Here is a 20,510-nt window from a genome sequence, read left to right as displayed (position 1 = left end):
CGGTCCGGTCGTTGCGCGAGGTGCGTCCGTTCGGTGGGGGGCTGTCCATCGGGGGTGACTCTGGGTGAGGGTGGTTGACTTTCGGCGTGAGTGATGCGGGATTGGTGCTGCTTGTCGGGAGTATGGCGGTTTTTCTGGGTGCGGTCGTGCAGGGGAGTGTGGGGTTCGGGCTGGGGCTGGTGGCCGCGCCCGTGCTGACGATGCTCGACCCCAGCCTGATGCCCGGCGCGATCCAGGTGGTCAACATGACCCTGCCGCTGTTCACGCTGGCCGCAGAGTGGCGGCGGGTGGACTGGCGGGGGCTGGGGTTCGCGCTGCTGGGCCGGCTCCCCGGCAGCGCCGTCGGCGCCGTCATCGTCGTGTACGTCTCCGTCCAGGCGCTCGGCGTGCTGGTCGGCGTGATGGTGCTGCTGGCGGTCGGGCTCACCGCGCGTACGGTCAGCGTCGTCCGCAACGGCGCGACGATCACCGGCGCGGGCTTCGTGTCCGGGATCACCGGCACCGCCACGGGCATCGGCGGCCCGCCCCTGGCGCTGGTGTACCAGAGCGCCAAGGGGCCGCAGATCCGGGCCACTCTGGCGATGTTCTTCTTCCTGAGCGCCGCCCAGTCGATCGCCATCCTGGCGTTCGTCGGCCACCTGCCCGCCCGCGCGCTGGCCACGGGCGCGACCCTGATCGTGCCGATGATCCTGGGCTTCCTGGCGTCGCGGCCGCTGCGGCGCTACCTGGACGGCGGCAAGGTGCGGGCGGCCGTCCTGGTCGTGGCCACCGCGTCGGCGCTGGCCCTGATCGCGCAGAGCGTGCTCGCCTGACCCGCCGGGCTACTCGCCGGTCTGCCCGTCGACGGACTCGCGGATGAGGTCGGCGTGGCCGTTGTGCCGGGCGTACTCCTCGATCATGTGGACGAGGATCCAGCGCAGGTGGGGGCGGCGGCCGTCCGGCCAGGAACGCTGGGCGGGCTGGTCGAGCCCGCCGGCGGCCAGCGCCTCGGCGGTCAGGGCGCGCGAGCGGGCCACCGCGTCCCGCCAGAGGGCGCGCAGCTCGTCGGGGGAGTCGTGGGCGGCGGAGTGCCAGTCCCAGTCGGGGTCGGCCGTCCAGTCGACGGTGTCCCACGGGGCGTGCGGGTCGCGCCCGTGCAGCATGCGGGAGAACCAGTGGTCCTCGACGTAGGCCAGGTGCTTGAGCATGCCGCCGAGCGTCAGCGAGGACGCGGCGGTGGTGGCGTCGAGGCCCGCCGCGTCGAGGCCGGAGCACTTCCACTCCAGGGTGGCCCGCAGGAAGTCGAGGAAGCCCAGGAGGGTCTCGGTCTCGTCACCCATGAAGGGCGGTTCGGGGCGTCCCTGCTCGTCGAATTCGGTCATGGTCGGGCAGTCTAGCCACAGGGTGATTCCCGGCCTTTCTGTACGCTCGCATGGTGATCAACGTGGTGGAGTGGACCAGGTTGGAGCCGTGGCGGGTCGCCCGCGCCCGTACCGACCGCGACGAGACCGTGATCATCAAGTGGACCGGGCCACACGCCTCCCGCGCGCGCGATGAGCGGTGGCGGTTGCGCACGGAGGCGGCCGCCCTGCGGTTCCTGTCGGAGGACCTCGGGGCGGCCCTGGCGCCGCGCGTGCTGGCCGTCGACCTGGCGGCGGGACGGCTGGTGCTGGAGGACCTCGCGCCGCGCGCCGCGCTCGACGGACTGCTGCGCCGCCACGGCGCCGGGACGCACGCGGACCGGCTGACGGCCGCCGCCCGCACCCGGGGCGAGCTCGGCGCGATCACCGCGGGCCACGCGGCGGCGTACTACCGGCGGCGTGCCGCGCTCGGGCCCGTCGATCCGGCCGCCGACCGGCTCGGACGGGTCGCCCGGCAGCGCGAGTCGGGGATGCCGTCGGTGCTGGGGGTGCCGGTCTCGGGCGGGGTGGAGCGGGAGTTCGGTGCGGCGCTGGCGGAACTGGCCGAGCCCGGGCCGTTCCTGGTGCTCAGCAACGGCGACGCCGAGGCCAACAACGTCCTGGTGCGCGCGGAGGGGCCCGCCGACGCGCGGCTGATCGACTTCGAGTTCGCCGGGTTCACGCACGCGCTGCACGACGCGGTCCCCCTGCACGTGCCGGGTCCGGGCTGGCTGTCGGTGGGCGGCCCGGCCGAGGGCGAGGCCTACCGGCGGGCGCTGGCGGCCGGGGTCCCGCAGGCCGAGGACGACGGGCGTTACGGGAGGGGGCTGGCGGCGGCGTGCGTGTCGTACGCGCTGGCCCGGCTCACCCGGCTGGCGGTGCTGGACGGCCGCCCGGCGGGGGACGACAGCCGGGCCCAGCTCGTCGCGATCCTGGAGGCGGCCGCCCGTACCGCCGAAGGGGCGCTGCCGCGGCTGGCCGGGTGGTGCCGCCAGGTCGCCGCGGCCCTGCGGCGCCGGTGGCCGGACGCGGACGTCGACTTCGGGGCGCTGGCCCCGTACACCTCACGCCGCTGAGCGGACGGCCCCCGCGGACGCGGGGGCCGGTGCGGCGCTCGCCTAGGAGACGGAGAAGCTCCCCGACCCGGCGGGGACGTGGCTGCCGTAGCCGGGCCGGACCGTGACGGACGGCCCGAGACAGAACGGGTCGCCGTGCACGCGCACGGGCTGGTCGGTCTGGTTGTTCAGCACGTGCGCGGCGAGCGGCAACCGCGTGCAGCCGCTGGGGTCGTCGTAGATCTCCAGGGGGACGGGCTCGGTCTGGAAGACGACGACCTGGCCGGTCGCCGCCAGCGCGGGCGCGGGCGCGAGCAGCGGAACGGTCGTGGAGGCGAGGGCCAGGATCAGCAGGGCCAGGCGGGCACGGTGGCGCATGGGCGGGGTTCCTTTCGTTTCGAGGGCCCCTCCATCCTCATGAGCCTCACCCGTCACACACAGTAACTAAAAAGTTATTGTCAGTTACCAGACCGAGTCCCCGGTAACGGGTCTGCGTTTCTGGATTGTTACCGGAAACAACAAACTGCCGGACGGAAGGGTCTTCCAAAGCAGGCCGTGGCGGAATACGTTGCCGCAAACAACATTCATCCGGGCCCCTCCGGAAGAAAGGACCCTGCATCATGCGCAAGGGGATCCTCAGCCTGACCGCCGCGGCGGCGACGCTCGCCCTCGGTCTCACCGCCTGCGGGGGCGAAAGCGGTCAGACCGGCACCACCTCCACCTCCTCCGCCTCGGCGACGCAGCCCGCGAAGGCCGGCAAGATCGGCGTCATCCTGCCGGACAGCAAGTCGTCGGCGCGCTGGGAGACGGCGGACCGCAAGTACCTGGAAGAGGCGTTCAAGGCCGCCGGCGTCCAGTACGACATCCAGAACGCCCAGAACGACAAGACGGCGTTCCAGACCATCGCCGACCAGATGATCACCAACGGGGCCACCGTCCTGATGATCGTCAACCTGGACAGCGGCAGCGGCAAGGCCGTCATCGAGAAGGCCAAGTCGCAGGGCGTGGCCACCATCGACTACGACCGCCTGACCCTGGGCGGCGGCGCCGCCTACTACGTCAGCTTCGACAACACCAAGGTCGGCACGCTCCAGGGCGAAGGCCTGAGCAAGTGCCTGGCCGACAAGAAGGCCGACAAGCCCATCGTCGCCTACCTGAACGGCTCGCCGACCGACAACAACGCGACCCTGTTCAAGAACGGCTACGACGGCGTGCTCAAGCCCAAGTTCGACGCCGGCGAGTACGTCAAGGGCCCCGACCAGGCCGTGCCCGACTGGGACAACACCCAGGCCGGGACGATCTTCGAGCAGATGCTCACCCAGCAGCCCAAGATCGCCGGCGTGCTGGCCGCCAACGACGGCCTCGGCAACGCCGCCATCACCGTGCTGAAGAAGCAGAACCTCAACGGCAAGGTGCCGGTCACCGGCCAGGACGCCACCGTCCAGGGCCTGCAGAACATCCTGGCGGGCGACCAGTGCATGACGGTCTACAAGGCGGTCAAGAAGGAGGCCGACGCCGGGGCCAAGCTCGCCGTCGCGCTGGCCAAGGGCGAGAAGCCCGCGGCGAGCGCCAGCGTCAAGGACCCCGAGACCAGCCAGGACGTGCCCTCCGAGCTGCTGGAGCCGCAGGCCATCACCTTCGACAACGTCAAGGACGTCGTGGCCGACGGTTACGTCACCAAGGAGGAGCTCTGCACCGCCGACTTCGCCAAGAAGTGCACTGAGGCCGGAATTCAATAGCATGGACGGGCGCGGCCGGGTGCCACCGGCGCGAGGCCGCGCCCCTCTTTAGGGAGCCCCATGACCCCCCTCCTCGAAGTGCGCGGGATCGACAAGAGTTTCGGTCCGGTGAAGGTGCTGCACGAGGTCGAGTTCTCCGCCTACCCCGGCGAGGTCACGGCGCTCGTCGGCGACAACGGCGCCGGCAAGTCGACGCTGGTCAAGTGCATCGGCGGCATCTACCCCATCGATTCGGGCCAGATCCTCTTCGACGGCCGCCAGGTCACCGTCCACACCCCCCGGGACGCGGGCGAGCTCGGCATCGAGATCGTCTACCAGGACCTGGCGCTCTGCGACAACCTCGACATCGTCCAGAACATGTTCCTCGGCAGGGAACGCAAGAACGGCTTCCTGCTCGACGAGGACAGCATGGAGGAGCTGGCCGAGAAGACGCTCAGCAGCCTGTCCGTGCGCACGGTGAAGTCCATCAGGCAGCAGGTCTCCAGCCTGTCCGGCGGCCAGCGGCAGACCGTCGCGATCGCCAAGGCCGTGTTGTGGAACAGCAAGGTCGTCATCCTCGACGAGCCCACCGCGGCCCTCGGCGTGGCCCAGACGGCGCAGGTGCTCGAACTCGTGCGCAGGCTGGCCGACACGGGCCTCGCGGTCGTCCTCATCTCGCACAACATGAACGACGTGTTCGCCGTCTCCGACCGGATCGCGGCGCTCTACCTCGGCAGGATGGCCGCACAGGTCAAGACCGCCGACCTGACGCACGCCCAGGTCGTCGAACTGATCACCTCGGGTCGCAGCGGCGAACTCGGCCTCAAGAACGGGGTCACCCCATGAGCAAGGTCAAGGAACTCCCGGGCGAGGCCATCGTCGTCGCCGCGCAGTCCCCGTCGATCGCGCACAGCGTGCGGGCGTACTGGGAGCGCGTCCGGGGCGGCGACATGGGAGCGCTGCCCGCCGTGCTCGGCCTGATCGTGCTCTGCACGGTCTTCGCCCTGGCCCGGCCCGCCTTCGTCACCTCGATCAACTTCGCCAACCTGTTCACCCAGGGCGCGAACGTCACGCTCATCGCCATGGGCCTGGTCTTCGTCCTGCTGCTGGGCGAGATCGACCTGTCGGCCGGGTTCGCCAGCGGCGTCTGCGCGGCGGTGCTCGCCGTCACGCTGGCCACCTTCGGCCTGCCCTGGTACGTCTGCGTGCTCGCCGCCATCGCCACCGGCGTGCTGATCGGCGTCGTGCTCGGCACGCTGGTGGCGAAGGTCGGCATACCGTCGTTCGTGGTCACGCTGGCCGCCTTCCTGGCCTTCCAGGGCCTGGTCCTGGTGCTGGTCAACGAGGGCACGAACATCTCCGTCCGGGACAGCGTGATCGTCGCCGTCGCCAACAAGAACCTGCCGCCGCTGCTCGGCTGGATCCTGTACGCGGTGTGCGTGGTCGCCTTCGCGGCCGTGCAGCTCCTGCGGGCCAGGAACCGGTCCGCGCGCGGCCTGGTCGCCGACCCGCTGTCGCTGATCGCGGCCCGCGTGGGCGCCCTGGCGCTGCTCGGCGGGCTCGCGGTCTACGTGCTCAACCTGGAGCGCAGCCGCAACCCCGCGCTGGTCTCGCTCACCGGCGTGCCGATCGTGGTGCCGGTGATCGTCGTGCTGCTGGTGGTGTGGACGCTGGTGCTGCGGCGCACCGCGTTCGGCCGGCACCTGTACGCGGTCGGCGGCAACACCGAGGCCGCGCGCCGGGCGGGCATCCCGGTCGACCGCATCAAGATCGCGGCGTTCGTGATCTGCTCCGCGATGGCGGCGGTCGGCGGGATCGTGGCCGCCTCCCGGGCCAGCTCGGTCGACCCGAACACGGGCGGCAGCTCGGTGCTGCTGTACGCGGTCGGCGCGGCCGTCATCGGCGGCACCAGCCTGTTCGGCGGCAAGGGGCGGGTGCTCGACGCGGTGCTCGGCGGCGCCGTGGTGGCCGTGATCGAGAACGGCATGGGCCTGATGGGCTACGGTGCGAGCGTGAAGTACCTGGTCACCGGGTGCGTGCTGCTGCTCGCCGCGGGCGTCGACGCCCTGGCGCGCAAGCGGGCGGCTGCTGCTGGTCTAAGGTGATCAGCGACCCGCAGCCCCTGAAGGAACCCCAGACGATGCGTGCCGGACCGTCCCAGGAGGACATCAGGCGCCACAATCTCGGCGCGCTGCTTCGCCATGTCCATCTGGGCGGGCCGATCTCGCGCGCCGAGCTGACCTCGAAGATGGGGCTCAACCGCAGCACCATCATGGCGCTGACGTCCGACCTGACCGCCGCCGGGCTGGTGCGGGAGGAGCTGCCGCGGGAGACCGGCCGGGCCGGCCGGCCCTCGCTGGTGGTGCGCCCGGAGTCGGCGCGCGTCTACGTGTTCGCGTTCGACGTGGGCCCCGACCGGCTCGTGGCGGCGCGGGTGGGGCTGGGCGGCGTCATCCTCGACCGCAGGGAGACCACCCGCGACCGGGGCAGATTCGCCCTCGACGAGCTGGCCGGGGTGCTGTCGGGGTTCGCCAGGCAGATGCGGCGCAAGACGCGCGACGACACCGTGTGCGTCGGCGCCGCCGCCGCCGTGTCCGGCGGGGTGCGCAAGGGCGACGGCGTGGTGACGTTCGGGCCCAACCTGATGGCCCACGACGTGCCGTTCGGCGAGGAGCTCGGCCGCAGGCTGGGCCTCGGGCTGCCGGTCAGCGTGGGCAACGACGCCAACCTGGCGGCCCTGGCCGAGCACAGCCGCGGCCTCGGCGTGGGCGTGCGCGACCTCATCTGCCTGCACGGCGACGTGGGCATCGGCGGCGGCATCATCACCGGCGGCCACCTGCTCGGCGGCTTCGACGGCTACGGCGGCGAGGTCGGCCACATGGTCGTCAACCCCGGCGGGCGCGAGTGCTCCTGCGGCTCGCACGGCTGCCTGGAGGCCGAGGTGGGGGAGCGGGCGCTGCTGGAGCTGGCCGGCCGGTTCGGGCCCGGCCAGCACGGCCGCGACGCGGTGCGGGCCGTGGTCGACGCGGCCGACCGGGGCGACATCGTCGCGCAGGAGGCGCTGAGCCGGGTCGGCGACTGGCTCGGGCTCGGCGTGGCGAACCTGGTCAACATCTTCAACCCGGAGATGGTGATCTTCGGGGGCATGTTGCGGGAGGTCTACCTCGGCTCGGCGGCGCAGGTCCGCACCCGGCTGGCGCTGCACGCCATGGCCCCCCAGCGCGAGCACGTACGGCTGCGCACCTCGGCGCTCGGCGACCACGTGACCCTCGTCGGGGCGGCCGAGCTGGCCTTCGCCCACGTGCTGGCCGACCCGCTGGAAGTGCTGGCCAGGGTCAGCTCCTAGCGCACCCGGGCCTTGGGGGCCGTCCAGGTGTCGCAGGCGGCGGCGGAGCCGTCGCGGTAGCCGCGGTTCTGCCAGTAGGCCAGGTTGCGCGGGCGTCCGTGGATCTTGCTGTAGTCCGCCCGGCGGACGGCGTCCAGCCAGTCGCGCCAGGTGACGTCGGGTTTGATCGAGGTGAGCGCCGCGCTGTAGAAGACGCCGGCGAAGCACTCGGCCTGCATCTCCAGCCGGTGGCTGAGCAGGGTGCGGGCCCCCGTGGAGGCGGGCTGGTACAGGGCGTTCTGCGCGTCCAGCACGCCGGTGAGCTCCTGGACGTGGTGTCCCCACTCGTGCGCGACGGAGTGCGCGATGTTCATCCTGAACGGGTCGTCCAGGTCGTGCTTCATGATGCGGATGACGATCGTGCGCTGCGCCGGGCAGTACTGCGCGCCGTTGGCGGTGATCCGGCCGCAGACCGAGTCGCCGCCGGTGGTGACGGTCACCTTGGGCGGGGTGTAGGTCAGGCCCGCGGCCGCGAACCGGCCGGCCCAGAAACGGTCGGCGCACCTGGCCATGGCCCGGTGGAACGACTTGAGCGAGGCGGCGCTGCCCGTCCTGATGGCGGGGACGGCGCACGCCAGGCGTTCCCGCGAGACGACCGGCGCGGCCGACAGGCCCCCTCGCGCCGGGCGGCCCGCCGCGGCCGACGGAGCCGGCGACAGAAGAACCGCGATCATGCACATGGCGAGCGCCATGAGGGGAATGCGCACGATCGCGGATCTTAGAGGAGTTTGTACGAGTTTGGCTTAGCCGACCTTGGCCTTGGGAGCGGCCCAGGTGTTGCAGGAGCCCGCCGACTTGCCGGTGAAGCCGCGCTTGAGCCACCACGCGACGTTGGCGTCCGAGCCGTGGGACAGGTCGGCCGACGAGCGCGTCTTCACGCCGAGCGCGCTGAGGTCGACGTCGTGTGTGCCCTTGAGCAGGGAGTCGAACTCCTTCTGGCTACGGCCCAGCGAGTCCCAGACGCTGCCCATGAACACCCCGGCGTAGCACTCGGCCTGCAGCTCGGTACGTCGCACCGGCTCCAGGTTCCGCGGGTTGTCCAGCACGTACTCGCCGCGCTTGTTGTGCCGGAGCATGCCGGTGAGCTTCTGGACGTGGTGGCCGTACTCGTGGGCCACCACCAGCATCAGCACCGGGTCCGAAGGCTCCTCCACGACGTTCGGGCTGAGCAGGAGGGTCATCGTCCTGTTGACCGGGCAGTACAGCGCCTGCGCGCCCCCCGGGAAGCCGCCGCAGCCCGTGGGGGCGCCCAGCTTGGTGATCACCCGGAACTTCGGCTTGCTGAAGGCGAAGCCCGCCTGCTTGAGCTTGGGGCCCCAGGCCTTGTCGAGGCATTCGAGCACCGCCTCGAAGTAGACCCGCGCCTCGTCCTCGGTCCCGGACTGGACCGGCGGCTCCTCGCACGTTCTGAGCGCGAGCCGGCCGGTCTTGTAGATCGGGTTCTTCGTCAGGACCGGCTTGCTCGCCGGGGCGGCCACGGCCGCGTGGGCCGTACCGGCGACGAAAACGCTCGCCAGGGCTCCGGCGATGATCGCCAATCGGGGGGTACGCATGGGAAGGCACCCTACAAAAGAGGGAGATCCAGGTAAAGCGGATATGCCTGACGTCACTGGACGTTTCGTGCAGCCGCCGCCCACGTGTTGCAGGCGCCGGGCGCGCCCCGGTTGAAGCCCCTGGTCATCCAGGCCGCCTGCGTCGGGCCCTTGCCGTGGTCGTTCTGCGGCCAGCCCTTGGCGCCGTTCTTGTAGAACCACTGGACCGTGTAGTCCCAGTCGGACTGGTTCACCAGCCCGGTGCCCTTCATCGTGCTCATGAAGACGGCGGAGAAGCACTCGGCCTGCAGTTCGGACCTGCGCGAGAGCTGAAGGCGCCCGGCCTTGCCCGCGGTGGACCTGGCCGTCCAGAAGTAGTTCCAGATGCCCGAGGCCTGCTGGACGTGGTGGCCGTACTCGTGGGCGATCAGGCGGCTGATGCCCAGCGGGAACGGGTTGCGGAGCTGGTCGCGGCCGATCAGTAGGTACATCGTGCGGTCGGTGGAGCAGTAGACGCCGTCGGCGCCGGTGTTCCAGGCGCCGCAGGGCGTCCTGACCTTCTTGGTGATGATCCGCAGCCGCGGCTTGCTGAACGGCAGACGGGCCTTGCGGAACTGCGTGGCCCACGCCTTGTTCAGGCAGTTCGTCACCCGCGTGAGGAAGCGGCGGTAGGCGATCATGCTGCCCGCGGGCAGCGCGCCCGGCGCGCAGTTGGCGTCGGCGAGCCGGCCGGTCCGGTAAAGGGCGTTGGCCGTGGCCTGCGCCTGGCCGCCGGGCGCGGCGGCGCCGGCCCGGGCCGCGGCGGGCGGTGAGGCGAGTTTCTGGGCTTGGCTGACCGGCGCACGCTCGGCCGAGGTCGGGGCGACGTCGGAAAGCACGAGCACGAGGGAGGCGGCGGCCATGGCGAGGGCGAGAGCCGCGGCGACCAGAACCGCGATCCTGCCTTTAGGGAGGGAGTTCATATGTCCGGAAAGACTAGGTCAAGATCGGACATATGTGGGTGGATTTGACTCGATGGAGTCAGTGAGACGTCGGCGAACTAGACTCTTCTGCGTCGTCGAAAAGAAGCAGACGGCGAACGAGGCAGAGGGGAGTCGCATCCGTGAGCGGGTTGCTGGGCTCGATAGAGGGACCGCACGACGTCAAACGGCTCGCTGTCGATGAGCTGCCGCGGCTCGCGGGGGAGATCCGTGACCTGCTCGTCGACGCCTGCGCCAGGTTCGGCGGCCACCTCGGGCCGAACCTGGGCGTGGTCGAGCTCACCATCGCCGTCCACCGCGTCTTCGACTCCCCGCGCGACCCGGTGATCTGGGACACCGGCCACCAGGCGTACGTGCACAAGCTGCTCACCGGCCGCGCGGCCGGCTTCGAGGCGCTCAAGCAGGAGGGCGGCCTGTCCGGCTACCCGAGCCAGACCGAGTCCGAGCACGACTTCGTCGAGAACTCCCACGCCTCCACCGCGCTGTCCTACGCCGACGGCCTGGCCAAGGCGTTCAAGCTGCGCGGCGAGCGCGAGCGCACGGTCGTCGCGGTGATCGGCGACGGCGCGCTCACCGGCGGCATGGCCTGGGAGGCGCTCAACAACATCGCCGCGATCAAAGACCTGCCCGTCGTGATCGTGGTCAACGACAACGGCCGCTCCTACTCCCCGACCATCGGCGGCCTGGCCTCCCACCTGTCCTCGCTGCGCGTCAACCGCCGCTACGAGGACATGCTCGAATACGTCAAGGACAAGCTCGGGAACGTTCCGGTCCTCTACGACGCCCTCCACGGCTTCAAGAAGGGCGTCAAGGACGTCCTGGCCCCGCAGGTCATGTTCGAGGACCTCGGCCTGAAGTACGTCGGCCCCATCGACGGCCACGACGAGCAGGCCATGGAGGCGGCGCTGCGCAAGGCCCGCGCCTTCCGCGGCCCGGTCATCGTGCACGCCCTCACCCAGAAGGGCCGCGGCTACACCCCCGCCGAGAACCACGACGAAGACCAGTTCCACTCGCCCGGCGCCTTCGACCGCGCCACCGGCGCCGAGAAGCCCAAGCCCCGCATCTGGACCAACGTCTTCAGCGAGGAGCTGGTCAGGCTCGGCAAGGAGCGCGAGGACCTGGTCGCCATCACCGCGGCCATGCTCCACCCCACCGGCCTCAACGCCTTCGCCGACGCCTTCCCCGACCGCATCTACGACGTCGGCATCGCCGAGCAGCACGCGCTGACCAGCGCGGCCGGCCTCGCGCTCGGCGGCCTGCACCCGGTCGTGGCCGTCTACGCCACCTTCCTCAACCGGGCCTTCGACCAGCTCCTGATGGACGTCGCCCTGCACCGGCTGCCGGTCACCGTCGTCCTCGACCGGGCCGGCGTCACCGGCGACGACGGCGCCAGCCACAACGGCATGTGGGACCTGTCGATCCTCCAGGTCGTGCCCGGCCTGCGGATCGCGGTGCCGCGCGACGGCGACCGCGTCACCGAGCTGCTGCGCGAGGCCGTGGAGGTCTCCGACGGGCCGACCGTGCTGCGCTTCCCCAAGGGCCCGGTGGCCGAGCCGCTGGAGTCCGTGGGCCGCCTGGGCGAGATGGACCTGCTGCGGGCCGCCGAGGGCGAGCCCGACGTGCTGCTGGTGGGCGTCGGCCCGATGGCGCACGTGTGCATGGAGGCGGCCGTCCTGCTCGACGCGCAGGGCATCTCGGCCACCGTGGTCGACCCGCGCTGGGTCAAGCCGCTCGACGAGGCGCTGACGCTGGCCGCCGGCGCCCACAAGCTGGTCGCCGTGGTCGAGGACAACGGCCGCGTGGGCGGCGTGGGCGACGCCGTGGCCCGCCTGCTCCGCGACGCCGACGTCGACGTCCCGGTGCGCACCTTCGGCATCCCGCAGGAGTTCCTCGACCACGCCAAGCGGGCCGTGATCCTCGGCCGCATCGGCCTGACCGGGCAGGACCTCGCGCGCCAGATCACCGAGGCCGTCGCGAAGCGGACCTCCCGCGTGGAGCAGCCGGTCCGCCGTTGAGCACCCGGCGGACCACGGCGGTGATCGCCAGCATGACGACCACCGCCGCGGCCGCCGCCGGCAGCAGCAGGTACGCCTGCCGCCGCGCCATCTGCCCGGCCACCGCCCCCAGCACGATGTACGTGCTCACCCACGCCGTGCTGCCCAGCAGGGCCCACGGCATGAACCGGCGGTAGGGCATGCCCACCGCGCCCGCCACGGCCGGCGTCAGCGCGTGCACCACCGGCAGGAAGTAGGCCAGGGCCAGCGCCCAGCCGCTGCGCCGCAGGATCTGCTCCGCGCGGGCCCAGCGCTCCTCGCCGACGCGCCGGCCGAGCCTGCTGCGCCGCAGGCGGGGGCCGTACCGGCGGCCCAGGCGGTGGCCGCCCGTCGCGCCCAGGAGGCAGGCCAGCACGCCGGTGCCGATCAGGGCCAGCGTCTCGGGCACGCTGCCCGACGTGGCGCCCGCGACGAGCAGCAGGCCGTCGCCCGGCGTGATCAGGCCGATCCCGACCGAGGCGTCCAGGGTCAGGAAGACCAGGACGAGCGACAGCACCACCGCCACGTCCTGACCGGCCAGCGTGTCCAGCAGGTCGTCCACCATGATGCGGGTCCGCTACCCCCGACGAGGCGCTTCACCGGCGTGCCCGGCGCGAGCGCATGATCACTGAGGGTCTGGGAAGGATCGCTGATCGTGGACATCTTTCGCACGAAGAGCGTCGAACAGTCGATCCGCGACACCGAAACTCCCGAGCACCAGCTGCGCAAGCGGCTGAGCGCCATGGACCTGATGGTCTTCGGCATCGGCGTGATCGTCGGTACCGGGATCTTCGTGCTCACCGGCCAGGTGGCCAAGGAGGTGGCGGGGCCGGCGGTCGCGCTCTCGTTCGTCGTGGCGGCCGTGGTGTGCGGCCTGGCGGCGCTGTGCTACGCCGAGTTCGCCTCGACGATCCCCGTGGCCGGGTCCGCCTACACCTTCTCCTTCGCCACCCTCGGCGAGTTCCCCGCCTGGGTGATCGGCTGGGACCTGATCCTGGAGCTGGCGCTGGCCGCGGCCGTGGTGTCGGTCGGCTGGTCGGGCTACTTCGCCTCGATGCTCGACTCCGTCGGCATCCACCTGCCGGCGTCCATCGCGGGCGACGATCCCGTGGTCAACGTGCCCGCGGTGGCCATCGTGCTGATCCTCACCGCGATCCTCGTGGCCGGCATCAAGATCTCCTCGCGGGTCAACCTGATCCTGGTGATCACCAAGATCACGGTGGTGCTGCTGGTCATCGTGGCCGGGCTGTTCTTCGTCAAGGCCGCCAACTACACGCCCTTCATCCCCGACCCGGTGGCCTCGCCGCGGGTCGAGGGGCTGAAGGCGCCGCTGATCCAGGTGCTGTTCGGGGTCACGCCCGTCGCGTTCGGCGTGATCGGCATCTTCTCGGCCGCGGCGATCGTGTTCTTCGCCTTCATCGGCTTCGACATCGTGGCCACCGCCGCCGAGGAGACCGTGCGCCCGCAGCGCGACGTGCCGCGCGGCATCATCGGCTCGCTGGCCGTCTGCACGATCCTCTACGTCGCCGTCTCGCTGGTCGTGGTCGGCATGCAGCCGTACAAGCAGCTGAGCACGAGCGCGCCGCTGTCGGACGCGTTCACCGCCGTCGGCCACCCCTGGCTGGCCGCCATCATCAGCGTGGGCGCCATCGCCGGGCTGACGACCGTGGTGCTGGTGCTGCTGCTCGGGCAGACCCGGGTGTTGTTCGCCATGTGCCGGGACGGCCTGCTGCCGCGCCGGCTGGCCGTCGTCCACCCCACCTTCGGCACGCCCGCCCGGCTCACCGTCCTCATCGGCCTGGTGACCATGGCGCTGGCCGGGTTCGTGTCGTTCGGGGAGCTGGCCGAGCTGGTGAACATCGGCACGCTGTTCGCGTTCATGGTGGTCTCCGTCGGCGTGATCGTGCTCCGGCGCACCCGGCCCGACCTGGAGCGGGCCTTCCGGGTGCCGATGGTGCCGCTGCTGCCGATCCTGTCGGTGCTGGCCTGCCTCTACCTGATGCTCAACCTGCCGCTGGAGACCTGGCTCAGGTTCGTCGTCTGGATGATCATCGGCGTGGTCGTCTACTTCGCCTACGGCTACCGTCACAGCAGGCGGGGGGCCGTGCCCGGCCGGTGACGCGCGAGGGGGGCGGACCGGTGGCCCGCCCCCCTCGCCCGCTCAGATCGCCAGGAGCGTTCCGAGGCCCGCCTTCATCGTGCAGGCGTTGGTGTAGACCTTGCCCCACTTGACGGTCTTGTCGTACCACTTGCCAAGGATCATGACGGCGCGCGGCTCCAGCTCCTTGCCGCAGGCCGCGGCCGCCTTCGGCGAGACGTTGATCTTGGCCGGGTCACCCTTCACCTTGCGCAGGAGAGCGCAGGCGGCGTGGGCGGAGGGGTGGGTGCCGCCGTCGGGGCTGCAGTTGAGCCAGGCGCCCTTGGTCGGGCCGTTCTTCACCGCCATGGTGACCTTGAGGACGACCTTGGGGGTGGGGGGCGCCGCCAGGGAGGGCGACGACGCACCCAGCACGAGGGCTCCGGACAGAGCGATCGTGCCGACTGCTCGCATCATGGTTACTCTCCGTTCGTAGGACGGCACAGTACGCTACGGCGAAGGCGGCCATGACGTACGGAGACCCGCCGGGCGGGCCTCCGTAAAATCACGCGGGCAGCGAGGCCACACCGGGCGGAAGGAACCGGGGCTGGGCGATCCCCGACCTGTCCAGATAAGGCGTGATGCCACCCAGATGGAACGGCCAGCCGGCGCCCAGGATCATGCACAGGTCGATGTCCTGCGGCCCGGCGACGACGCCCTCGTCCAGCATGATCCGGATCTCCCGGGACAGCGCCCCGAGCACGCGCTCACGGACCTGCTCGGCCGTGGACGGCGACGTGCCGCCGGCGAACAGGGCGACCGCCTCCGGGTCGAGCGAGAAGTCCGGACGGTAGACGCCGGGCTTGCCCGAGGCGACCAGCTTGGCCATGTTCTCCGAGACGCCGAACCGCTCGGGGAAGGCCGCGTGCAGCGTCTCGGCGACGTGCAGGCCGACGGCCGGGCCGACGAGCTGCAGCAGCGCGAACGGCGTCATCGGCAGCCCGAGCCCGTCGAGCGCGTGCTCGGCGACCTCCAGCGGCGTGCCCTCGTCCACGGCGGCCACGACCTCGCCCATGAAGCAGGTCAGCAGCCGGTTGACCACGAACGCCGGGGCGTCCTTCACCAGCACGGACGACTTCCGCAGCGACTTGCCCACCGCGAACGCCGTGGCCAGCGTGGCGTCGTCGGTCGAGGCGCCCCTGATGATCTCCAGCAGCGGCATCACGGCGACCGGGTTGAAGAAGTGGAACCCGACCAGCCGCTCGGGGTGCGCCAGCCCGGCGCCCATCTCGGTGAGCGAGAGCGAGGAGGTGTTGGTGGCGAGCACGCACTCGTCCGAGACCACGGCCTCGACCTCGGCGAACACCTGCTTCTTGACCGCCATGTCCTCGAAGACGGCCTCGATGACGAAGTCGGCGTCGGCGAAGGCGTCCTTGGTCAGCGAGCCGGTGACCAGGGACTTGAGCCGGTTGGCCTGGTCGGCCGAGACGCGGCCCTTGCCCAGCAGCTTGTCGACCTCGGCGTGCACGTACCCCACGCCCTTGTCCAGGCGGGACTGGTCGAGGTCGGTCAGCACGACCGGGACCTCCAGGCGGCGGGCGAACAGCAGCGCCATCTGCGAGGCCATCAGCCCGGCGCCCACGACGCCGACCTTGGTGACCTTGCGGGCCAGCGACCGGTCCGGCGCGCCCGCCGGACGCTTGGCCCGGCGCTGGACCAGGTCGAAGGAGTAGAGCCCGGCCCGCAGCTCGTCGCCCATCAGCAGGTCGGCCAGCGCCTGCGTCTCGGCGGCGAAGCCCTCGTCGCGCGAGGCGGTCGCGGCCAGCGCGATCAGGTCGAGCGCCCGGTAGGGGGCGGGGGAGGCGCCGCGCAGCTTCATGTCCACCAGGAAGCGCGCGTCGGCGACGGCCTTGTCCCAGCCGTCGTGCTCCTGCCGCTCGACGGCGACCTCGCCCTTGACCACGCGGGCGGCCCAGCGCAGCGACTCCTCCAGGAAGTCGGCCGGCTCGAACATCGCGTCCGCGACGCCCAGCTTGTAGGCGTCCGCGCCCTTGATCATGCGGTTCTGCGACAGCGGGTTCTCGATGATCAGCTTGATCGCGTTCGCCGGGCCGATCAGGCGGGGGAGTAGCTGCGTGCCGCCCCAGCCGGGCACCAGGCCGAGGAAGCACTCGGGCAGCGCCACCGCGGGCACGCCGGAGGAGATCGTCCGGTACGCGCAGTGCAGCGCGATCTCCAGGCCGCCGCCCATGGCCGCGCCGTTCACGAACGCGAACGTCGGGATCGGTAGCTCGCCCAGCCTGCGGAAGACGTGGTGGCCCAGCGCGCCGATGGCCTCGGCCTCCTCGCGGGAGGCCACGGCCGCCGCGCCCTTGAGGTCGGCGCCGACGGCGAAGATGAACGGCTTGCCCGTGACGCCCACCGCGGCCAGGTCGGTGCGCGCGGCGATCTGCGACAGGGCCTCGTCCAGCGCGAACAGGCCGTGCGGGCCGAAGGTGTTGGGCTTGGTGTGGTCGAAGCCGTTGTCCAGGGTGATCAGGGCCATCGTGCCGGCGCCGCCGGGCAGCGGCACGTCGCGCACGAGGGCCTTGGTAACGACCTCGTCGGTGTTGCGCCCGCTCAGCAGCGTGCGCCAGGTCTCGATGTCGCTCATGCCAGGTTCTCCCAGATCACAGTGCCGCCCATGCCCATGCCGACGCACATGGTGGTGATGCCGTACCGCACGTCGGGCCGCTCGCCGAACTGGCGGGCGAGCTGCGTCATGAGCCGCACGCCCGAGGAGGCCAGCGGGTGGCCGAAGGCGATCGCGCCGCCGTAGGGGTTGACGCGCTGGTCGTCGTCGGCGATGCCGAAGTGCTCCAGGAAGGCCAGGACCTGGACGGCGAACGCCTCGTTGACCTCGAACAGGCCGATGTCGCCGATGGACAGCCCGGCCAGCCGCAGCGCCCGCTCGGTGGACGGGATCGGGCCCACGCCCATCACCTCGGGGTCCACGCCCGCGAAGGCGTAGGAGACCAGGCGCATCTTCGGCGTCAGACCCAGCTCGCCGGCGACCTCACGGGCGGCCACGATGCAGCCGGTGGCGCCGTCGTTGATGCCGGAGGAGTTGCCCGCGGTGACGTTGCCGTGCGGGCGGAAGGGCGTCTTGAGCGCGCCCAGCGCCTCCATCGTGGTGCCGGGGCGCGGCGCCTCGTCCTCGGCGGCCAGGCCCCAGCCCTTCTCGGCCGTCCTGATCGCGGTGGGCACGAGGTCGGGCTGGATCTTGCCGTCGGCGTACGCCTTGGCCGCCTTCTCCTGCGAGAGCACCGCGTAGGCGTCGGCGCGCTCCTTGGAGATCGACGGGTAGCGGTCGTGCAGGTTCTCGGCGGTCATGCCCATGACCAGCGCGCTCGGGTCGACCAGCTTCTCCGACAGGAACCGCGGGTTGGGGTCCACGCCCTCGCCCATGGGGTGGCGGCCCATGTGCTCGACGCCGCCGGCGATGGCCACGTCGTACGCGCCGAAGGCGATGCCGCCCGCGACCGTGGTGACCGCCGTCATCGCGCCCGCGCACATGCGGTCGATCGCGTAGCCGGGCACGCTCTTGGGCAGGCCGGCCAGCACCGCCGCCGAGCGGCCGATGGTCAGGCCCTGGTCGCCGATCTGGGTCGTCGCGGCGATGGCCACCTCGTCCACGCGCTCGGGAGGCAGCCCGGGGTTGCGCCGGATGAGCTCGCGGATGACGCGGACGACCATGTCGTCAGCGCGGGTCTCCGCGTACAGTCCCTTCGGCCCTGACCTGCCGAAAGGCGTGCGTACGCCGTCGACGAACACGACGTCACGAGAGGAAGGCACGGATTCGCTCCTCGTTCTTGGATGGGGTTCCGCGCCTATGCTACTCGTCGGTAACCACCCCGCAGACGAGTGTGGCGGTCAGCAGCGCGTAAACGATCGGCATGGGCGGTTCCCAGAGATGGGCGCGGGCTCCGAGCAGGGCGGCGACCGCCACGGCCGCGCCCGTCCAGAGCGCCGCGCCCCCTCGTGGACGCGCGCCCCGGCCGGGATCCCACGGATCGCCAGGTGATCCTCCCGGACGCCCGGCGCGCGCCACTATCCCCAGGGCGTCCCGTGCCCACCAGACGAGGAACGACACCCCCGCGGCCAGGCCGACCACCATGGCGGCCTCGACGGCCCAGCTCAGGGCGTCGGCGAAGGCGTACAGGGCGGCCGCCCTGAACTGCCCGGGAGAGGTGCCGCCGAGCAGCAGCAGCACGGCCCAGCCGGACGCGACGCCGAGCCGGCTCAGCGGACGCCGCCGGGCCGAGGGCGGGACGGCGAACAGCTCCCGCTCGCGGTGGCGCACCAGGCGCGCCCGCGCGCCCCACACCAACTGGGTGACCGCCAGGACGGGCAGCGCGATCGCGAACACCGCCAGGGAGAGCACGGCGAGCGGTAACGTCTGCTCTCTGGTCGGCGCGCGGTCGGCCAGCACCTGGGACGTGGCCAGCAGCGCGATCGAGCCGGCGAGTGCGACGAAGACGGCCCGGCGGGCGGTCCGGGCGGCGGTGCGCAGCCCGGCCAGCGCCTCGGCGCCTGGAGGGGGCGCCATCTCGGTCAGAAGCATGGACGTCATGATGGCGTCACGGACCGTAGTGACGCCGCCGATTCGCGCGCTTTGCATGGAGCCCTCGCCGGACGCGTCCTCCGAAGGCCGCGATCGGGTGAAATCGGCGACATGCCGTATAAACGGCGGATTGTCAGTATGCTGCGCGTCACACCATAGGGGGCCGCGCTCTGCGAGGGGCGCGCGGGGGTGCGTCCTGTGCGGGCGCGCGTAGAGGGGGGCGCGTGAGCGAGGGCCGGAGAGCGGCGGAACGGCCGCAGCATCGCCCCGACCGCCGCCCGGACCGCCACCCCGATCAGCGCCCCAACCGTCGCCTGGGCCGGCCTCCGGGGCGCGCGCGGCGGATCACGCCGATGGCGTGGGTGAGCATGGCACTGACGTTCGTGCTGGTCGCCGTCACGCTGGGGGGGTACGCGTACTACCGCAGCATCGACAACGGGATCCCGCGCATTTCCGTGGACGCCGGGCCGTCTCGGCCGCCCGAGACCGGCGCGCTCAACGTGCTGCTCGTCGGCTCGGACTCGCGTGAGGGCGACAACAAGAAGTACGGCGCGAAGTCGCAGGGCCTCGGCGAGCGCACCGACACGATCATGCTGCTGCACATCTCCCCCGACCGGGACAAGGCCACCATGATCAGCTTCCCCCGGGACACCATGGTCATGATCCCGCAGTGCCGGAGCCGCACCGGCACGATGCTGGCCGGCGGGCTGCGCCAGATCAACTCCGCCTTCAACGACGGCGGCATCAACTGCACGGTCCGCACGCTGGAGTCGCTCACCAACATCAAGATCAACCACATCGTGAAGGTCGACTTCACCGGCTTCAAGGGCATCGTCGACGCCCTCGGCGGCATCGAGATCTGCCTGCCCAAGGCGGTCAACGACCCCAAGGCCAAGCTCGTGCTCAGCGCGGGCAAGCACGTCGTCAAGGGCGAGCAGGCCCTCGGGTACGTGCGCACCCGCTACGCCCTCGGCGACGGCAGCGACCTCAGCCGCATCCAGCGCCAGCAGGTCTTCCTCACCAAGGTGCTGGACAAGATCACCGATGGCGGGCTGCTCACCGACCCCATCAAGGCCGACGCGTTCCTCAGGGCCGGGATCAAGGCCGTCACCGTGGACGACAAGCTCACGCTGCCGCGGATGCTGGAGATCGCGGGCAGCGTCAAGGGGCTGACCGCCAAGGAGCTCAAGGGCATCACCGTGCCGGTGGAGGCGTACCCGGCCGACAAGAACCGGGTGCAGCTCAAGCAGCCGGACGCGCGCAACTTCTTCGAGGCCGTGCGCTCCGACACCGAGGTGACCCCGCCCTCGGCCGCCGCCAAGCCGAAGGTCGAGAACGGGCGGGTGCGCGTCCAGGTGCTCAACGGCACCACCGAGATCGGCAAGGCCGGTCAGGTGGCCGACGAGCTGGCCGACCAGGGGTTCGCCGTCGTCCAGGTCGGCAACGCCGCGCCGGTGGCCACCACGTCCATCCGGTACGCGAAGAAGGACGCCGACAACGGCGCCGCCTACGGGGACGCCGTGGCCGCCCGGCTGTCGAAGGACAAGCGCACGCCGGTGGCGGGCAAGGTGGCGCCGGTGAACCCGAAGCCGTACGCGACCAAGGTCACCCCGCTGCCCGACGGGCCGATCGTGCAGCTCGTCATCGGGGCCGACTGGCCGGGCGTGCGGGTGGCGTCGGCGATCCCCGGCTCGCTCAAGGACAAGGTGGTCGACTCCACCACGAACCCCTGCATGTGACCCGGGCGA

The 20,510-nt window shown here is 71.5% G+C and carries 19 protein-coding genes; 9 read left to right on the top strand and 10 right to left on the bottom strand.

The features are described from left to right. The first annotated feature begins 122 nt into the window (after positions 1–122). Entirely contained in the window at positions 123–812 is a 690-nt protein-coding gene (locus ABZ459_RS03000) for a sulfite exporter TauE/SafE family protein (protein WP_357965048.1), read from the top strand. A 9-nt stretch (positions 813–821) separates the two neighbouring features. On the opposite strand, the gene ABZ459_RS02995 is transcribed toward ABZ459_RS03000, so the two are convergent. Continuing rightward, on the bottom strand, positions 822–1,361 hold the full coding sequence (locus ABZ459_RS02995) for a DinB family protein (protein ID WP_357965046.1): 540 nt from the start codon (positions 1,359–1,361) through the stop codon (positions 822–824). A gap of 50 nt (positions 1,362–1,411) precedes the next feature. On the opposite strand from ABZ459_RS02995, the gene ABZ459_RS02990 reads away from it, so the two are divergent. Then, complete coding sequence (locus ABZ459_RS02990; protein WP_357965043.1) at positions 1,412–2,455, top strand: hypothetical protein; 1,044 nt, start codon at positions 1,412–1,414, stop codon at positions 2,453–2,455. 42 nt (positions 2,456–2,497) lie between these two features. Here the strand turns inward: ABZ459_RS02990 and ABZ459_RS02985 are convergent, their stop codons facing one another. Beyond that, positions 2,498–2,812: a hypothetical protein gene (locus tag ABZ459_RS02985; RefSeq protein ID WP_357965040.1), complete on the bottom strand. Its 315-nt coding sequence runs from the start codon at positions 2,810–2,812 to the stop codon at positions 2,498–2,500. 242 nt (positions 2,813–3,054) lie between these two features. On the opposite strand from ABZ459_RS02985, the gene ABZ459_RS02980 reads away from it, so the two are divergent. The 4 genes from ABZ459_RS02980 to ABZ459_RS02965 are packed head-to-tail and all read left to right on the top strand — an operon-like array spanning position 3,055 to position 7,498. Further along, the gene (locus tag ABZ459_RS02980) at positions 3,055–4,173 is read left to right on the top strand and encodes a substrate-binding domain-containing protein (protein ID WP_357965037.1); all 1,119 of its coding nucleotides are present in this window, start codon (positions 3,055–3,057) and stop codon (positions 4,171–4,173) included. 60 nt (positions 4,174–4,233) lie between these two features. Further along, positions 4,234–4,998 carry an ATP-binding cassette domain-containing protein gene (locus tag ABZ459_RS02975; protein ID WP_357965035.1) on the top strand — a complete coding sequence of 255 codons (765 nt, stop codon included), beginning with the start codon at positions 4,234–4,236 and terminating at the stop codon, positions 4,996–4,998. Then, on the top strand, positions 4,995–6,257 hold the full coding sequence (locus ABZ459_RS02970) for an ABC transporter permease (RefSeq protein ID WP_357965033.1): 1,263 nt from the start codon (positions 4,995–4,997) through the stop codon (positions 6,255–6,257). The genes ABZ459_RS02975 and ABZ459_RS02970 overlap by 4 nt, the downstream gene beginning before the upstream one ends. 35 nt (positions 6,258–6,292) lie before the next feature. Beyond that, positions 6,293–7,498 (top strand): ROK family transcriptional regulator, encoded by a 1,206-nt coding sequence (locus ABZ459_RS02965; RefSeq protein WP_352325906.1) that lies wholly within the window; start codon positions 6,293–6,295, stop codon positions 7,496–7,498. On the opposite strand, the gene ABZ459_RS02960 is transcribed toward ABZ459_RS02965, so the two are convergent. Genes ABZ459_RS02960 through ABZ459_RS02950 form a run of 3 tightly spaced genes read right to left on the bottom strand, consistent with a single transcriptional unit; the run spans position 7,495 to position 10,031 of the window. Further along, complete coding sequence (locus ABZ459_RS02960; RefSeq protein WP_357965030.1) at positions 7,495–8,244, bottom strand: neutral zinc metallopeptidase; 750 nt, start codon at positions 8,242–8,244, stop codon at positions 7,495–7,497. The genes ABZ459_RS02965 and ABZ459_RS02960 overlap by 4 nt on opposite strands. 36 nt (positions 8,245–8,280) lie before the next feature. After that, positions 8,281–9,090 carry a neutral zinc metallopeptidase gene (locus ABZ459_RS02955; protein WP_357965027.1) on the bottom strand — a complete coding sequence of 270 codons (810 nt, stop codon included), beginning with the start codon at positions 9,088–9,090 and terminating at the stop codon, positions 8,281–8,283. 53 nt (positions 9,091–9,143) lie between these two features. Next, a complete protein-coding gene (locus tag ABZ459_RS02950; RefSeq protein WP_357965024.1) occupies positions 9,144–10,031 on the bottom strand; it encodes a neutral zinc metallopeptidase in 888 nt (295 codons plus the stop codon). Between the two features lie 149 nt (positions 10,032–10,180). Between ABZ459_RS02950 and dxs the strand changes: the two genes are divergently transcribed. After that, positions 10,181–12,064 (top strand): 1-deoxy-D-xylulose-5-phosphate synthase, encoded by a 1,884-nt coding sequence (gene dxs, locus ABZ459_RS02945; RefSeq protein ID WP_357965864.1) that lies wholly within the window; start codon positions 10,181–10,183, stop codon positions 12,062–12,064. Here the strand turns inward: dxs and ABZ459_RS02940 are convergent. Beyond that, on the bottom strand, positions 12,009–12,647 hold the full coding sequence (locus tag ABZ459_RS02940) for a DedA family protein (RefSeq protein WP_357965022.1): 639 nt from the start codon (positions 12,645–12,647) through the stop codon (positions 12,009–12,011). The genes dxs and ABZ459_RS02940 overlap by 56 nt on opposite strands. A gap of 90 nt (positions 12,648–12,737) precedes the next feature. On the opposite strand from ABZ459_RS02940, the gene ABZ459_RS02935 reads away from it, so the two are divergent. Then, on the top strand, positions 12,738–14,201 hold the full coding sequence (locus ABZ459_RS02935; RefSeq protein ID WP_357965019.1) for an amino acid permease: 1,464 nt from the start codon (positions 12,738–12,740) through the stop codon (positions 14,199–14,201). Between the two features lie 42 nt (positions 14,202–14,243). Here the strand turns inward: ABZ459_RS02935 and ABZ459_RS02930 are convergent, their stop codons facing one another. The 4 genes from ABZ459_RS02930 to ABZ459_RS02915 form a co-directional block, all read right to left on the bottom strand. Beyond that, positions 14,244–14,636, bottom strand: coding sequence for an SSI family serine proteinase inhibitor (locus tag ABZ459_RS02930; protein ID WP_357965016.1), 393 nt, complete (start codon positions 14,634–14,636; stop codon positions 14,244–14,246). Between the two features lie 88 nt (positions 14,637–14,724). Continuing rightward, entirely contained in the window at positions 14,725–16,812 is a 2,088-nt protein-coding gene (locus ABZ459_RS02925; protein ID WP_357965013.1) for a 3-hydroxyacyl-CoA dehydrogenase NAD-binding domain-containing protein, read from the bottom strand. Next, a complete protein-coding gene (locus ABZ459_RS02920) occupies positions 16,809–17,993 on the bottom strand; it encodes a thiolase family protein (protein ID WP_357965010.1) in 1,185 nt (394 codons plus the stop codon). Before ABZ459_RS02920 ends, ABZ459_RS02925 begins: the two co-directional genes overlap by 4 nt. Positions 17,994–18,033: 40 nt before the next feature. Next, positions 18,034–18,762: a hypothetical protein gene (locus ABZ459_RS02915; protein WP_357965008.1), complete on the bottom strand. Its 729-nt coding sequence runs from the start codon at positions 18,760–18,762 to the stop codon at positions 18,034–18,036. A gap of 368 nt (positions 18,763–19,130) precedes the next feature. Here ABZ459_RS02915 and ABZ459_RS02910 point away from each other — a divergent pair, with 368 nt between their 5' ends. Continuing rightward, positions 19,131–20,501: an LCP family protein gene (locus ABZ459_RS02910; protein WP_357965005.1), complete on the top strand. Its 1,371-nt coding sequence runs from the start codon at positions 19,131–19,133 to the stop codon at positions 20,499–20,501. Positions 20,502–20,510 lie beyond the last annotated feature (9 nt).

This window comes from Nonomuraea sp. NPDC005692, assembly GCF_040631115.1.
Lineage (GTDB): Bacteria > Actinomycetota > Actinomycetes > Streptosporangiales > Streptosporangiaceae > Nonomuraea.
This window is presented reverse-complemented; position numbering and strand designations above follow the sequence as displayed.

Coding starts and splice junctions, on each gene's coding strand:
- ABZ459_RS03000 (WP_357965048.1), top strand. CDS start 123: ATGGCGGTTTTTCTGGGTGCGGTCGTGCAGGGGAGTGTGGGGTTCGGG.
- ABZ459_RS02995 (WP_357965046.1), bottom strand. CDS start 1,361: ATGACCGAATTCGACGAGCAGGGACGCCCCGAACCGCCCTTCATGGGT.
- ABZ459_RS02990 (WP_357965043.1), top strand. CDS start 1,412: ATGGTGATCAACGTGGTGGAGTGGACCAGGTTGGAGCCGTGGCGGGTC.
- ABZ459_RS02985 (WP_357965040.1), bottom strand. CDS start 2,812: ATGCGCCACCGTGCCCGCCTGGCCCTGCTGATCCTGGCCCTCGCCTCC.
- ABZ459_RS02980 (WP_357965037.1), top strand. CDS start 3,055: ATGCGCAAGGGGATCCTCAGCCTGACCGCCGCGGCGGCGACGCTCGCC.
- ABZ459_RS02975 (WP_357965035.1), top strand. CDS start 4,234: ATGACCCCCCTCCTCGAAGTGCGCGGGATCGACAAGAGTTTCGGTCCG.
- ABZ459_RS02970 (WP_357965033.1), top strand. CDS start 4,995: ATGAGCAAGGTCAAGGAACTCCCGGGCGAGGCCATCGTCGTCGCCGCG.
- ABZ459_RS02965 (WP_352325906.1), top strand. CDS start 6,293: ATGCGTGCCGGACCGTCCCAGGAGGACATCAGGCGCCACAATCTCGGC.
- ABZ459_RS02955 (WP_357965027.1), bottom strand. CDS start 9,090: ATGCGTACCCCCCGATTGGCGATCATCGCCGGAGCCCTGGCGAGCGTT.
- ABZ459_RS02950 (WP_357965024.1), bottom strand. CDS start 10,031: ATGAACTCCCTCCCTAAAGGCAGGATCGCGGTTCTGGTCGCCGCGGCT.
- ABZ459_RS02940 (WP_357965022.1), bottom strand. CDS start 12,647: ATGGTGGACGACCTGCTGGACACGCTGGCCGGTCAGGACGTGGCGGTG.
- ABZ459_RS02930 (WP_357965016.1), bottom strand. CDS start 14,636: ATGATGCGAGCAGTCGGCACGATCGCTCTGTCCGGAGCCCTCGTGCTG.
- ABZ459_RS02925 (WP_357965013.1), bottom strand. CDS start 16,812: ATGAGCGACATCGAGACCTGGCGCACGCTGCTGAGCGGGCGCAACACC.
- ABZ459_RS02915 (WP_357965008.1), bottom strand. CDS start 18,762: ATGCTTCTGACCGAGATGGCGCCCCCTCCAGGCGCCGAGGCGCTGGCC.
- ABZ459_RS02910 (WP_357965005.1), top strand. CDS start 19,131: ATGGCACTGACGTTCGTGCTGGTCGCCGTCACGCTGGGGGGGTACGCG.